At 73.7% G+C, this 12670-nt stretch carries 13 protein-coding genes; 7 read left to right on the top strand and 6 right to left on the bottom strand.

What is annotated here, in order from left to right:
• Window positions 1–19: 19 nt before the first annotated feature.
• From SRB17_RS10200 to SRB17_RS10210, 3 genes are all read left to right on the top strand, one after another.
• A complete protein-coding gene (locus SRB17_RS10200) occupies window positions 20–1045 on the top strand; it encodes a LacI family DNA-binding transcriptional regulator (RefSeq protein WP_153536941.1) in 1026 nt (341 codons plus the stop codon).
• A gap of 106 nt (window positions 1046–1151) precedes the next feature.
• Window positions 1152–2453 carry an alpha/beta fold hydrolase gene (locus SRB17_RS10205; RefSeq protein WP_153536943.1) on the top strand — a complete coding sequence of 434 codons (1302 nt, stop codon included), beginning with the start codon at window positions 1152–1154 and terminating at the stop codon, window positions 2451–2453.
• A gap of 148 nt (window positions 2454–2601) precedes the next feature.
• Entirely contained in the window at window positions 2602–3111 is a 510-nt protein-coding gene (locus SRB17_RS10210; protein ID WP_153536945.1) for a PIG-L deacetylase family protein, read from the top strand.
• 12 nt (window positions 3112–3123) lie between these two features.
• Here the strand turns inward: SRB17_RS10210 and SRB17_RS10215 are convergent, their stop codons facing one another.
• Window positions 3124–3510, bottom strand: coding sequence for a hypothetical protein (locus SRB17_RS10215; RefSeq protein WP_153536947.1), 387 nt, complete (start codon window positions 3508–3510; stop codon window positions 3124–3126).
• Window positions 3511–3744: 234 nt separating this feature from the next.
• Between SRB17_RS10215 and SRB17_RS10220 the strand changes: the two genes are divergently transcribed.
• Window positions 3745–4596 (top strand): pentapeptide repeat-containing protein, encoded by an 852-nt coding sequence (locus SRB17_RS10220; protein ID WP_153536949.1) that lies wholly within the window; start codon window positions 3745–3747, stop codon window positions 4594–4596.
• Here the strand turns inward: SRB17_RS10220 and SRB17_RS10225 are convergent.
• The gene (locus tag SRB17_RS10225; RefSeq protein WP_153536951.1) at window positions 4558–6144 is read right to left on the bottom strand and encodes a cytochrome P450; all 1587 of its coding nucleotides are present in this window, start codon (window positions 6142–6144) and stop codon (window positions 4558–4560) included. The genes SRB17_RS10220 and SRB17_RS10225 overlap by 39 nt on opposite strands.
• Before the next feature lie 107 nt (window positions 6145–6251).
• On the opposite strand from SRB17_RS10225, the gene SRB17_RS10230 reads away from it, so the two are divergent.
• Entirely contained in the window at window positions 6252–6857 is a 606-nt protein-coding gene (locus tag SRB17_RS10230; protein WP_153536953.1) for a TetR/AcrR family transcriptional regulator, read from the top strand.
• Window positions 6858–6960: 103 nt separating this feature from the next.
• A complete protein-coding gene (locus tag SRB17_RS10235; protein WP_153536971.1) occupies window positions 6961–7686 on the top strand; it encodes a DUF2470 domain-containing protein in 726 nt (241 codons plus the stop codon).
• On the opposite strand, the gene SRB17_RS10240 is transcribed toward SRB17_RS10235, so the two are convergent.
• The 3 genes from SRB17_RS10240 to SRB17_RS10250 form a co-directional block, all read right to left on the bottom strand.
• Entirely contained in the window at window positions 7654–8853 is a 1200-nt protein-coding gene (locus SRB17_RS10240; protein ID WP_153536974.1) for a lactonase family protein, read from the bottom strand. The genes SRB17_RS10235 and SRB17_RS10240 overlap by 33 nt on opposite strands.
• Before the next feature lie 109 nt (window positions 8854–8962).
• Window positions 8963–10012, bottom strand: a complete 1050-nt coding sequence (locus SRB17_RS10245; protein WP_153536976.1) for a hypothetical protein — start codon at window positions 10010–10012, stop codon at window positions 8963–8965.
• Window positions 10013–10141: 129 nt separating this feature from the next.
• Entirely contained in the window at window positions 10142–11395 is a 1254-nt protein-coding gene (locus tag SRB17_RS10250; protein WP_194293961.1) for an FUSC family protein, read from the bottom strand.
• A 119-nt stretch (window positions 11396–11514) separates the two neighbouring features.
• Between SRB17_RS10250 and SRB17_RS10255 the strand changes: the two genes are divergently transcribed.
• Complete coding sequence (locus SRB17_RS10255) at window positions 11515–12003, top strand: hypothetical protein (protein ID WP_153536978.1); 489 nt, start codon at window positions 11515–11517, stop codon at window positions 12001–12003.
• 7 nt (window positions 12004–12010) lie between these two features.
• Here the strand turns inward: SRB17_RS10255 and SRB17_RS10260 are convergent, their stop codons facing one another.
• Window positions 12011–12589 (bottom strand): CGNR zinc finger domain-containing protein, encoded by a 579-nt coding sequence (locus SRB17_RS10260; protein WP_153536980.1) that lies wholly within the window; start codon window positions 12587–12589, stop codon window positions 12011–12013.
• Between the last annotated feature and the right edge of the window lie 81 nt (window positions 12590–12670).

Here is a 12670-nt window from a genome sequence, read left to right on the forward strand (position 1 = left end):
CCCTGGAGGTCTTCGCCCGATGGCCCAGTCGGTGGGTATCAAGGACGTCGCCCGTGCGGCCGGAGTGTCGGTGGGCACGGTGTCGAACGTCATCAACCGCCCGGACACCGTAGCGAGTGAGACCCGGGCGCGGGTGCTCTCCGCGATCGACCGGCTCGGCTACGTCCGCAGCGAGTCCGCGCGGCAGCTGCGCGCAGGCCGCAGCCGGATCATGGGCCTGCTCGTGCTCGACATGGGCAACCCGTTCTTCGTGGACGTGGCACGGGGCGCCGAGCGGGCGGCCCGCGAGGCCGGGCTCGGCGTGATGGTGTGCAACAGCGCCCAGAACGCCGCCGAGGAGGCCGATTACCTGTCGCTCTTCGCCGAGCAGCGGGTGCGGGGCGTGCTGCTGACCCCGGCCGACGCCACCGGCCGCAACATCGAGACCTTCCGTCGGCACGGCATCCCGTTCGTGCTGGTCGACCGGGTCGCCGAGGGCACCACCGAGTGCTCGGTGTCCGTGGACGACGTGGCCGGCGGCGCGCTCGCCGTCCGGCACCTGGTGGACGCGGGCCACCGCTCCATCGCCTACGTCAGCGGGCCGCCCGGGCTCAACCAGGTCCGGGACCGCCGTACCGGCGCCCTGAACGCCCTCGCGGAGGCCGGGCTCGGCCCCGAGGCGCTGCGCGAGCTGCCCACCGAACGCCTCGACGTGGCCGCCGGCCGCGACGCCGGCGCCCGTCTGCTGGGCCTCGCCGACCGCCCCACCGCCGTGTTCTGCGCCAACGACCTGCTCGCCCTCGGTGTCCTGCAGGCCCTGTACGCCGCCGGGGTCACCGTCCCCGACGACCTCGCCATCGTCGGCTACGACGACATCGAGTTCGCGGCGGCCGCCGCCGTACCGCTGACCTCCGTACGGCAGCCCGCCGTCACCATGGGCGCCCTCGCCGCCGAACTGCTGCTGGAGGAGACCGAACAGGGCGAGGGCGGGAGCACGCACGAGCACCGCCGGGTGGTGCTCCAGCCGGAGTTGGTGGTGCGCCGTTCCAGCCTCGTGGCGCGCTGAGCCGGGTGCTGACCGGAAGTTCAGTAAGAATCCATGATCCCCGGGCTGCGGGCCCGGTCATGTGCTGAACTGGGATCCGTCCGTACCGTCCGTCCCTGGAGACCCGTTGAGCCTCAGCTACCGCCAGCCCGGCGTCATCCTCACCGACCGCCGCTTCACCGTGCCCCTCGACCACGCCGCCCCGGACGGCGAGACGATCGAGCTGTACGCCCGTGAGGCGGTCGCGAGCGACAAGGCCGGGCAGGAGCTGCCGTGGCTGCTGTATCTCCAGGGCGGTCCCGGCTTCGGGGCGAATCGTTTCGTCGGACGGCAGGCCTGGCTCGACCGGGCGCTGAAGGACTACCGCGTCCTGCTGCTCGACCAGCGCGGCACCGGCAGCTCCACCCCGGCCTCCCGGCAGACGCTCCCGCTCCGCGGCGGCCCCGCCCAACAGGCCGACTACCTCACCCTCTTCCGTGCCGACTCCATCGTCCGGGACTGCGAGCACATCCGCCCGCAGGTCACCGGCGGCGCCCCGTGGACCGTTCTGGGCCAGAGCTTCGGCGGCTTCTGCACGGTGTCCTACCTGTCCCTCGCCCCCGAGGGCCTGGACACCGCCGTCATCACCGGAGGCCTGCCCTCCCTGCACGCCCACGCCGACGACGTCTACCGCTCGGCCTACCCGCGCATCGAGCGCAAGGTCACCGCGCACTACGCCCGCTACCCCCAGGACGTCGACCGGGCCCGCCGTATCGCCGACCACCTGCTCACCCACGACGTGGTCCTGCCCAACAGCTACCGGTTCACCGTCGAGGCGTTCCAGTCCCTCGGCCTGATGCTCGGCACGAGCGACGGCAGCCACCGGCTGCACCACCTCCTGGAGGACGCCTTCGTGCGCACACCGGGCGGCCCGGAGCTCTCCGACGCCTTCCGGGAACAGGCCCAGTCCCTGCTGTCGTACGCCGCCCACCCCCTCTACGCGCTCGTCCACGAGTCGGTCTACGGCCAGGACACCCGCCCCACCGCCTGGTCCGCCGAGCGGGTCCGCGCCGAGTTCCCGCAGTTCGACGCGGCCAAGGCGGTCGCCGGTGACACCCCGGTCCTGTTCACCGGCGAGACGGTCCACCCCTGGACGTTCGAGGCGGACCCGGCCCTGCGCCCGCTGCGCGAGACGGCCGACCTGCTCGCCGCCCGCACGGACTGGCAGCCTCTCTACGACCCCGCCCGCCTCGCCGCCAACGAGGTCCCGGTCGTGGCTGCCGTCTACCACGACGACATGTACGTCGACACCTCGCACTCCCTGGAGACCGCCCGCGCGATCCGCGGCCTGCGCACCTGGGTCACGAACGAGTTCGAGCACGACGGCCTGCGCGCCGGAGCGCCGAGGGTGCTGGACCGGCTGCTGGCGATGGCACGCGACGAGGTGTGAGCGCGCCGCCGAAGGTGCGCGGGGCTGTATCGGTATGCGGCTCCGTCGCGTGGGCGCGAGAAACCACGACGGGCCGCCGGCCGCCGGACGGCAGTCGAGGGCGGACGACAAGGCGGCGGCCCGCCCGGCGGAGCGTACTGTGCGGCCCATGACCGAGCCCGTGACGAGTCGACTCCAGCCCATGCCCGAGGACTGGCAGCGCGCCCTCGCCGTGGTGGCGCACCCCGACGACCTCGAATACGGCCGCGCCGCGGCGGTCGCCGCCTGGACCGACGCCGGCCGCGAGGTCGCCTACGTCCTCGCGACCCGCGGCGAGGCGGGCATCGACACCCTCGACCCGGCCGTCTGCGGCCCGCTGCGCGAACGCGAGCAGCGGGCCGGTGCGGCCGTCGTGGGTGTCGACTCGGTCGAGTTCCTCGACCACCGGGACGGCGTCATCGAGTACGGGCTCGCGCTGCGCCGCGACATCGCCGCCGCGATCCGCCGCCACCGCCCCGAACTGGTCATCACCCTCAACCACCGCGACACCTGGGGCGAGGCACTGACCGACGAGGACCCGGAAACGTACGTCCGTACCTTCCTGACCACCGACGCCAGGACCACCGGCGAACGCTTCGGCGGCAGGCCGGCGGTGGCCTTCGAGGTGTTCGGCCGCTGAGTTCCAGGAGTTCTACCGGGAAGGCTTGCACACCACGGTGACGGGTGACGTCTCGCCCTGCGGCTTGTACGTGATGCTCCTGGCGTCCGTGTTGAAGCGCAGCCGCACCGTGCCGTCGTCGTAGGCCCCGCCGGGCGACAGGATCCTCTGGACGACGTGGCCCGTGCCGGAGACGACGATCGCGCGTTTCTGGTCGAGCATCACGAACGTGGTGTCGACGCCCGTGACACAGATCGGGAGTCCGGCGCTGGACGCCGGAATGGGTTCGCCGACCTTGAAGGACGGCGACGGCGACGGACTCGGGGCGGCCGTGGACGGGGCGGCGCCGGCCAGGAGCTGCACGGCGAGCGCGGCACCGCCCATCGCGGCGGCGAGGGCGAGCTGGGGCCTGGCGGTCATGAGCGACTCCTTTGCCGGAACGTCCGAGTGCCGGAAGGCCTTCACCCCCGACTGAAGACCTTCCGGCGAGGGGAGGCGATCCTGCATGGGCCGAACGGGTGAATACGGGCTCGTGCGGTGGTCCTGAACCGTGCACCGGTGGTGGTGGCGCGGTCCGTGAGCGACCATGGGCCGCGCACCGACCCCCCGTCGGTTGCAGAAGCCCAGGTCGGACAGCCCAGTAGGCTGTCCCGCATGCCAGAACCGATAGCGGGTCTTCCGGAGCTGCGCGGGGACTGCGCCCGCTGCTTCGGGCTGTGCTGTGTCGCCCTGCACTTCGCCGCCTCCGCCGACTTCGCGCTGAACAAGCCCGCCGGCAAACCGTGCCCGAACCTCCGGGGCGACCACCGCTGCGGCATCCACGCCGACCTGCGGAAGAAGGGTTTCACCGGCTGCACGGTCTACGACTGCTTCGGCGCCGGGCAGAAGGTCTCGCAGGTCACCTTCGGCGGACAGGACTGGCGGACGGCGTCCAAGGAGCACGCACGGCGGATGTTCGACGTGTTCCCGGTCGTACGGCAGCTGCACGAGCTGCTGTGGTATCTCACCGAGGCGCTCGGCCTGCCCGCCGCCCGCCCGGTCCACCCGGAGCTGCGGCGGGCGCTGGAGGAGACCGAGCGGCTGACCCGGCAGACCGCCGGGGAACTGGCCGCCCTGGACGTCGCCGCGCACCGGCAGCAGGTCAACGAACTGCTGCTGCGGACCAGCGAGCTGGCCCGCGCCGGCGTCACCGGCGGGAAGGGCGGCAGGAAGGGCAAGGGCAAGGACCGGCGGGGCGCGGATCTCATCGGGGCCCGGCTCCGGGGCGCCGACCTGCGCGGGGCGAGCCTGCGCGGCGCGTATCTCATCGCCGCCGACCTCACCGGCGCCGATTTGCGCGACGCGGACATGATCGGTGCGGATCTGCGCGACGCCGACCTGACCGATGCGGACCTCAGCGGTGCGTTCTTTCTCACTCAGCCGCAGATCAACGCGGCGCGGGGCAGCGTGCGGACGCGGCTGCCGGAGTCAGTCTCCCGGCCGGTGCACTGGGCAACGGGCGGCTGACAACGCGGTGCGTCGGCCGGGCCGCGCCGTGTCGTCGTCCGGCTGGGGGTGCGTCGTGGTGTCGCGCGCAGATCCCCGCGCCCCTTCAGGGCGCTCTCGCCGCTCCAACCCCAGCCGCAGCCCCTCCGGCATCACCGTCAGCCGTTCCGTGACGCTCAGCCGGTAGGCAGGGTCGGCGATCAGGCCGTAGCGGCGCAGCAGCAGGCCGAGGACCAGGGTGGCCTCGTGCAGGGCGAACTGGCGGCCGATGCAGGCCCGTGCACCGGTGCCGAAGGGCTTGAAGGTGTGGGGCGGACGGGACCGTACGGCGGCCGCCTCGAAGCGGTCCGGGTCGAAGCGCTCGGCGTCCTCGCCCCAGACCTCCGGGTCGCGGTGCAGCATCGGTGTCAGCACCAGGGCCCACGCGCCCCGGAGCATCGGGTGGTCGTCGGCGAGCACGGTGTCCTGCCGGGCCTCGCGGGCGAAGGCCGGGGCGGTCGGCCACAGGCGCAGGGACTCGTCCAGCACCCGGCGGACAAAGCGCAGCTTGGCCACCTGGTCGTAGCCGGGCCGCTCGGAGTCGCCCCAGACGCGGTCCACCTCCGCGCGGGCCCGGGCGGCGATCTCGGGGTGTCGGGCGAGGTAGTACAGGGCGAAGGAGAGCGCGCCCGAGGTGGTCTCGTGGCCCGCCACCAGGAACGTGATCACCTGTTTGCGGACGTTCTCCGCCGACAGCTTCTCGCCCGTTTCCGGATGTGCCGTCTCCAGCATCCGGTCCAGCAGATCGCCGTCCCCGCGGCCAGACCGGCGCCGCTCCGCGACCAGGTCGTCGACCGTCCTGTTCAGGTAGGCCATGTCGGCCGTGTTGCGCCGGCCGGCGGTGCGCAGCAGCAGCGGGGCCAGCGGCGCGGGCACGCTGTTGAGGCGCTGGGCGTAGGTGAGCGTGCCGACCATCGCGGTGACGAAGGGGTGCGGCCGGTCCCGCTCGAAGGAGCCGAAGTCGTGCCCGAACCCGGTCCGCGCGATCGTCTCCAGGGTCAGCTTGGTCATGTCCCCGGGCACGTCCACCGTGCGCCCGGCGGCCGCCTCACGGTCCCAGTGGGCGGTCAGGCGTTCCGCGACCGCCAGCATCATCCCGTGGTACCCCTCCATGGCCTCCCGGCTGAAGCCGGGCGCCAGCACGTCGTGCGCCAGCTGCCAGTTGGGCTCGTGGTTGTAGGCCGTGAACAGGCCGTCCCCGGCGACCGGCCGCAGATTGGCCACGCCGAGTCCGACGTGCTTGGCGAACCGGGACTCGTCGGCCAGGTCGGCGGCGAGCCGCGCTCCCCACACGAACACGAACTCCTTGCCGAAGGCCCGCCGCCGGAAGATCGGCCCCAGGTCGCGCGCGAAGCGCATGGAGTCCTGCACCGGCTTGCGCCGGTCGGCGCCGAGCACATCGCCGAGCAGCGGCACCCGGCGCGGCGGATGCGGGATGCGGTGCAGCTCGGGCCAGCCCAGTTCGGCGCTCCGGAAACCCTTCGGCAGCCCCGTGTTCCTCGTCTCCGTCGTCCCCGTCGACTCCGCCATGACGCCGATCTCCCTTGATCCAGCCGCGACGCGCGTGTTGTACGTGGGTTCAATAACCGGTTTCAGTCTGGTCCGCTTGTTGAACCCGCGTCAAGTAAAGTGACGCCATGCCCGCGAACCAGGGGGAGCGCGCCCGGCGCAGACTCAGCACCGGGGAACGCCGTGAGCAGCTGCTGTCGGTCGGCGCACGGCTGTTCTCGGAGAGCCCCTACGACGATGTGTGGATCGAGCAGGTCGCCGAGATCGCCGGGGTCTCCCGGGGGCTGCTGTACCACTACTTCCCGACCAAGCGGGACTTCTTCGCGGCGGTCGTCGAGCGCGAGAGCGAGCGGATGCTGCGTATGACGGCGGCCGTGCCCGGGGTGCCGGTGCGCGAGCAACTCACCGCCGGCCTCGACACCTACCTCGGTTACGTCCAGGCCCACGCCCACGGCTTCCGCGCCTTCCATCGCGCCGACGCGGCCGGCGACCAGGCCGTGCGCCGGGTCTACCGGCGGGCGCTGGCCGCCCAGGAGCAGCAGATCCTTGCCGCGCTCGCCGCCGACCCCGAGTTCGGGCCCGTCTTCGAGGGCGCCCCGCACGTCCGGCTGGCCGTGCGCGGCTGGCTCGCCTTCACCACCGCCGTGTGCCTGGAGTGGCTGCGCGACGGCGAGTTGACCCGCGAGCAGGTGCGCGACCTGTGTGCGCGGGCGCTGTTGGGTGTCATCGCCTGACCACTGGCCGCCCCTCTTCCGATCCTTTCCGCCGGTGGGGTGTGGTTGGCCTGCGCCCAGATCTTCGGTAGGTTAGGCAAGGCTTACCTAAGGAGGTCTCGGGATGGGTGACACACAGGACTGGACGGCCGCACCCGGCGCGGCGGAACGGGCACGGTCGGTGCCGGCCGCCGCCTGGTCGTGCGCGGTGACAGCGGACGGCGCCCGCGAGGAGTTGGTCGGCGCGCACACCGTGACCGAGGACGGCGCCGTGCGGCTGGCGGTGCCCGACGACAGCGCCCTGCTGACCGCTGCCATCTGCGCCCCGCGCCAGGAGCCCTCCGCCGTGCTGGAGTTCGCCGATGTCGCCCCCGTACCGGTACGGAGCCGGATCCGGGCCCGGCTTCACCTCGCCGGCTGGTTCGCCCCGGACCGCGGCACACTGTTGTTCCGGCCCACGCGGGTGGTGCTGCGGCGGTCCTCGGGGGCCGTGGTGGTCGACCTCGACGAGTACGCCGCCGCCCGGCCGGACCCGCTCGCCGAGGCCGAGGCCCGGCTCCTGACCCACCTGGCCGACGCCCACCCGGACGCCGTCGAGCGGCTGACCCGCCTGGTGCGGCCGGAGAGCCTGCACGCCGCGACCCGGGTGCTGCCCCTCGCCGTCGACCGGCACGGACTCACCCTGCGCATCGAACGCACCTGCGCCCACGGCGACGTACGGCTGCCCTTCCACACGCCCGCCGACGACGTCGCCCAGCTCACCGAGCGCATGCACGCCCTGCTGGCCCAGGCCACCGCCGCCGCCTGCCCCCGCGCTCTACAGCGGCAGCGCGCAGACGGCGACGGGTGAGGGGAACGGGGCGCCGGCGGAGCGGAGTTCACCGCTGTCCGCGGCGACGTGGAAGACGGTGACCGTCCCCGAGCGCTGGTTCGCCGCGAAGAGCAGCCCGCCGTCCGGCGAGAGAGCGATCTGCCGCGGGAAGTCCCCGCCCACCGGCACCGTGCCGAGCAGCCGCAGCCGGGCACCGCCGGCCTCGACCGCGTACCGAGCGAGGCTGTTGTGGCCCCGGTTGGCCAGGAACGCGTACCCGCCGTCAGCCGTCACGACGAACTGTGCCGGGTAGTTGGTGCCGCCGCCGGAGCCCGTGGACTGCGGTTCGCCGATCGTCAGCCGGCCGGAGTCAGGATCGTAGCCGCAGACGGCGACCGTGTCGTCCACCTCGTTGGCCAGATACGCGTACCGGCCGCCCGGATGGAAGGTCAGATGGCGCGGTCCCGCCCCGGGCCGGGTGTGCGCCTGTGCCACCTCGGTCAGCGTGCCCTTCGCCTGGTCCAGACGGTAGCTGTAGACGGTGTCGGTACCGAGGTCCACCGCGAGGACATGGCCGCCGTCCGGGCCGGTGACGAACTGGTGTGCGTGCGGCCCCTGTTGGCCGGGGCCCGGTGGTGGTGTGGTGTGCGTGACGACGTCGGTGCGCTCGCCGAGGGCGCCCGAGGTGTCGACGGGATGCACGGCGACACTGCCGGAACCGTAGTTGGCGCTCAGCAGCCAGCGTCCGGAGGGATGCACCGACAGATGACACGGGCCCGCGCCGCCCGTGCCGCGGGTGCCGAGGACCTGCCGGTCGGCGAGGCGCACGGCCGTCACGCCCCCGTCCTGGCGCTCGTCGACCGCGTACAGCGTGCGGCCGTCCGGATGCACGGCGAGGTACGACGGGTCGGGGACGCCGGTGAGGGTGCCCGAGCCGGTGATCCGGCCGGTCGCCGGATCGTAGGAAGCGAGCCCGATGCCGGTGCCGCCGCCGTCGACCGAGGTGTACGTGCCCACGTACAGCGGACGCGGACCGGAGGGCCTGCGGGGTGGTGCGGCGGGCCGGGGCTCGTGCGCCGCGGCCGTGGTGGCGGCCGGCGGGGCCGCCGGGGACGGCAGCGCCACCACGGCCGCCGTACCCGCCACGGCTCCGACGAACCGGCGCCGGCTCCAGCGTCCGTCCACCGGCCCGTCCTCCGTGTCCATCCGGCACCTCAGGTCGTCGGTCACCCCGGTCGTGACAGCCACCTTGACCCGAACCCGTCACCGAGGGCAACCCGGGCAACCGGCGTTGCATGCTGCGCAACCGATGGGCCTACCACTCCCCGTCCTCGACCGGCTTGCCCGGCGCGTCCTTCAGCGGGGTCACCTGGCCGGCGGACGGCGCCTGCCACGGGTCCAGGTCGTCCCCGAGCCACTCGCCGACCGGTTCGACCGCCTCCAGAGTGTCCGCGGGAGTCAGATCCTCGGCACCGGCGTCGTAGTACTCGTACCAGGGCAGGCCTGCGCGCGTGTACGCCGCCCGGTCGACCGGTGACGGCGGGGGCGCCTCGCCGGTGATGCGCCGCCACTCCGGCGGCGTGACCAGATGCACGAACACACGCCCCGCGGGCTCCTCGGACCAGTCCGTCAGTGGACGGTCGTCCCGGTACACCTCCTGGCGCATCGAGCCGCCGACGCCGAGACCCATGGCCGCGCCCCGGGGCGCGGCGCCCGGGGCCGCGGGCGGTGGCATCGCCCCCGGCGCGGACGCCGCCATCGGCATCGCCGCGCCGTACCCGCCCGTCGGCCCGGCCGCCAGGGCCCTGCGCCGCGCCTCCTCCCGCTCGCGGCGCCGCCACTCGGTGAGGAGCGGCTCGCGCAGCGGGAACGACTGGAGCTGCACCCCGCCCCACACCTCCTCGCCGGTGACCTGCCCCTCCACCGTCGCGCCGAGGCCCAGCGGCACGGCGACGAACTGGCGGACCGTCTCCTTGCCGGAGTTGATGCCGTCCAGCCAGGGCTGGCGGGGCAGCACCACGTAGTTCTGCGGATCCCGGGCGAGACGGTCGTTCCAGGGCCGGCCGGACACCGCGCACACCTTGCCGACCCCGACCTGGAGGGCCGCCGGCTCCGTCGTGCCGGAGAAGCTCAGCCACATCGCCTCGCGCAGATACACCGGGAGCATCACACCACCGCGCGTGCGCCACTCGGCCGGGACGGTGTCCGGGTGGTCCGAGACCCGCCGGACCGGGAACTCGCCCAGTCCGGGCGGCAGTGGATGCGTGCCCGTCTCCGGCAGCCGCAGCGTGCGGATGAACCGCACCGCCACCCCGCCCGGCAAGCGCAGTGTGTTCCCGTCGATCCGTACCCCGGAACCGGCCATCCGTCGCCCCCTCGCACTCCGCGCCGGCGGCCCGGCACCCCTCGTACTCCGTGCCGGCGGCCCGGCACCCCTCGTACTCCGTGCCGGCGGCCCGGCACCGCTAGCGCCGCGCCGTGCCCGGCGCCCTCCTCACCAAGAACGCTCACCGAAGCCCGCACGGTTCCGCCACAGCTCCTCCTGCACCCCGAGCCGTTCGCGCACCCGGGACATCCGGGGGAGCTTCGCCCGCTGCCGCTGGGAGACCCGGTCCAGCTCCTCGAACAGGCGCCGGGTGCGGTGCTCGGTGTTCAGCTCGTCGATGATCCGGGTCGTCTCGGTCAGCACGGCCCCGAGCAGCTGCCAGTTCTCCCAGTCCTTGCCGATCTCCTCGCGGATCAGCTCGGCGAGCCGGTCCCGGGTGCCGGCCGCCGTGTGCAGCTCGGCGGACAGCCGGGCCTCCGCCGACTCGGCGTTCTCGCTCAGATGGGTGGTGACCAGGACCGCGAAGCTGACCACCGCGTCGGCGATCTCCGACAGCAGCTGTGCCACGGTCGCCCCGACCCGGGGCGGGAAGAGCTCCTGGGCGCCACGGGCCTTGGCGAGGTCCGTGAAGGTACGGGCCAGCACCCGCAGGACCACCGTGCAGATCTCCAGCGTGTCCAGACCGGTGCGCAGCACCACCCGGTGCAGCAGCCCCTCCTTGACCCGCGGATTGAGCCGCAGGCTGTCCTCGGCCTGCCGGAGCGATGCGTCCACCCGGGAGATGTGCTGGTCCAGCCGGCGCGCCTCGTGCAGCCGCTCGGCCGCCCGCTCCCAGGAGATCCGGCCGGCGGCCTCCTCACCCATCCGCAGCATCAACTGACGGACCCGGCGCGCCTGGTCCTCGATCGAGCGGCCCGCCTCGTCCACCCACACCGGGGGCGGGAGCAGCAGATTGCAGGCCGTGCCGACGACCGCGCCGATCAGTGTCTCCACGATGCGCGCCCAAGCGGTGAATCCGACGGTGGTGACCCCGAGGACCAGCATGGCGCTGATCGCCACCTCGGCCACGTACTCGTCGACCCGCACCAGGTGCCCGACGGCCAGCGAGGCCACGATCAGCAGGGCGAGGCTCCACCAGGTCAGCCCCACCAGCACGCTGAAGGCGATCGCGACCAGGACCCCGGCGACCACCGAGTTCACCCGGCGGATGCCGTTGGTCAGGGTGGCGTAGAAGGTCACCTGGACGACCAGCAGCGCGGTCAGCGGCGCGGTCAGCGGGGCCGGCTCGGGGCTCAGCCGGAGGGCGATGACGTACGCGATCGTCGCAGCGGTCGCCGACCGCAGCGTCTGGACGACCACCGGCTCCCGGCGGCGCTCCAGCAGACGCCGCAGTCCCGCGGTCCACTTCCGTACGTCGTGCATCCCTTGGCCTGTTCCCGTTCCTCGCGTGGGTCGAACGTCCCCGCATTGCGGACCACCTCTGTCCGCCGGAAGGGGCACGTCCATCTGCGCGAGGTGGTTCCCGTGGTGCTGGGGGAGGCGTGGGTCAGGACCCGTTCCGTCCGGCCGACGCCCTGTACGGCGATCCGGTGGCCGACCTGGACAAGGTCCTGGACACCGTGGCCGGCGCCTGCGCGGGGCGGCCGGCCGACGCGGGGTCCGTGCCGACGCCGCCGGGCCGGCTGCCCCTGCCGCGGGCAGGCGGGCGCGGGGCGCCGGATGCCGACGCGCCTGCCTGGGGCATCGCCGTGGCGACCGCCGCCACCGATCAGAACCGGCCACTCACACCCGCGCCGGCGGCGGGCCTGCGACCGGTCGCCGCCCAGCACCCCCGGCACCCTCACCGCGGCCTCACCGGGCGGCTCCCGGCCCGGCCGGGGCTCGGAGCGGGCGTGGCCGGCGGCCTGACCGTGCCCTCACCTCACCCGCCCCCGACTGGCCGGCGCGGGCGCGGCCGACCCGCAGCGGCGGCACCGCCTGCCCCGGCGGGCCGTACGGCATCACGCTCGCCCGCGGCCACGACGTGCTGATCCACGCTTACGGGGCGGCGGCCGCCCGGTTGCGCGACCGGTAGCCGGCGACCTTCGCGAGGTTGCCGCAGCGCTCCATGGAGCACCAGCGGCGCCGCCGGGCCTGCGAGTCGTCGAGGAACAGCAGCGAGCAGTCCGGGTTGCCGCACTCCTTGACGCGCTCCAGCAGCGGACCGCCGACCAGCAGGACGGCGTCCCGGGCGACGGTCGCCAGCGCGGCACGGGCCGGATGGCGGGCCGTCCAGTGCCGGGGGCCGAGCTGGGGTGCGAGGTCGGGCCGGGCGGCGACCTCGTTGACCAGCGCCACGTCGGCCTCCTCCGGTTCCCGTCGCGCCATCGCCGCCCGCAGCACGCGGTGGACCGCCTCGCGCAGGCTGCGGGCCTCGGCCAGGTTGCGTACGGCGACCGGGACCGGGCCGTCCCCGGCCGCCAGGCCCGCCTCGGTGATCCAGCGGGCCAGGGCGGCGGGGTCGGGGATCCGCTCCACGGGCGTGGCGTGCCGCTTGCCGAGCGTGGCGACGAAGTCCAGGCACGGACGGCCACCGAGGAAGGGGAACTCGAGTGCGGGGTCCGTGGGCGTGGTCATGGGCGCAGCCTACCGTGCGACACCGCTTCATGCAGTGTCTCTTGACACCAGTTGAACGGGTGTTGCACGGTGACACCATTT

Source organism: Streptomyces sp. RB17 (assembly GCF_009604455.1).
Taxonomy (GTDB): domain Bacteria; phylum Actinomycetota; class Actinomycetes; order Streptomycetales; family Streptomycetaceae; genus Streptomyces.

What these genes read in the sequence shown, in the direction of transcription:
- SRB17_RS10200 (WP_153536941.1), top strand. Translation starts at nt 20, where the DNA reads ATGGCCCAGTCGGTGGGTATCAAGGACGTCGCCCGTGCGGCCGGAGTG.
- SRB17_RS10210 (WP_153536945.1), top strand. Translation starts at nt 2,602, where the DNA reads ATGACCGAGCCCGTGACGAGTCGACTCCAGCCCATGCCCGAGGACTGG.
- SRB17_RS10215 (WP_153536947.1), bottom strand. Translation starts at nt 3,510, where the DNA reads ATGACCGCCAGGCCCCAGCTCGCCCTCGCCGCCGCGATGGGCGGTGCC.
- SRB17_RS10220 (WP_153536949.1), top strand. Translation starts at nt 3,745, where the DNA reads ATGCCAGAACCGATAGCGGGTCTTCCGGAGCTGCGCGGGGACTGCGCC.
- SRB17_RS10225 (WP_153536951.1), bottom strand. Translation starts at nt 6,144, where the DNA reads ATGGCGGAGTCGACGGGGACGACGGAGACGAGGAACACGGGGCTGCCG.
- SRB17_RS10230 (WP_153536953.1), top strand. Translation starts at nt 6,252, where the DNA reads ATGCCCGCGAACCAGGGGGAGCGCGCCCGGCGCAGACTCAGCACCGGG.
- SRB17_RS10235 (WP_153536971.1), top strand. Translation starts at nt 6,961, where the DNA reads ATGGGTGACACACAGGACTGGACGGCCGCACCCGGCGCGGCGGAACGG.
- SRB17_RS10240 (WP_153536974.1), bottom strand. Translation starts at nt 8,853, where the DNA reads ATGGACACGGAGGACGGGCCGGTGGACGGACGCTGGAGCCGGCGCCGG.
- SRB17_RS10245 (WP_153536976.1), bottom strand. Translation starts at nt 10,012, where the DNA reads ATGGCCGGTTCCGGGGTACGGATCGACGGGAACACACTGCGCTTGCCG.
- SRB17_RS10250 (WP_194293961.1), bottom strand. Translation starts at nt 11,395, where the DNA reads ATGCACGACGTACGGAAGTGGACCGCGGGACTGCGGCGTCTGCTGGAG.
- SRB17_RS10260 (WP_153536980.1), bottom strand. Translation starts at nt 12,589, where the DNA reads ATGACCACGCCCACGGACCCCGCACTCGAGTTCCCCTTCCTCGGTGGC.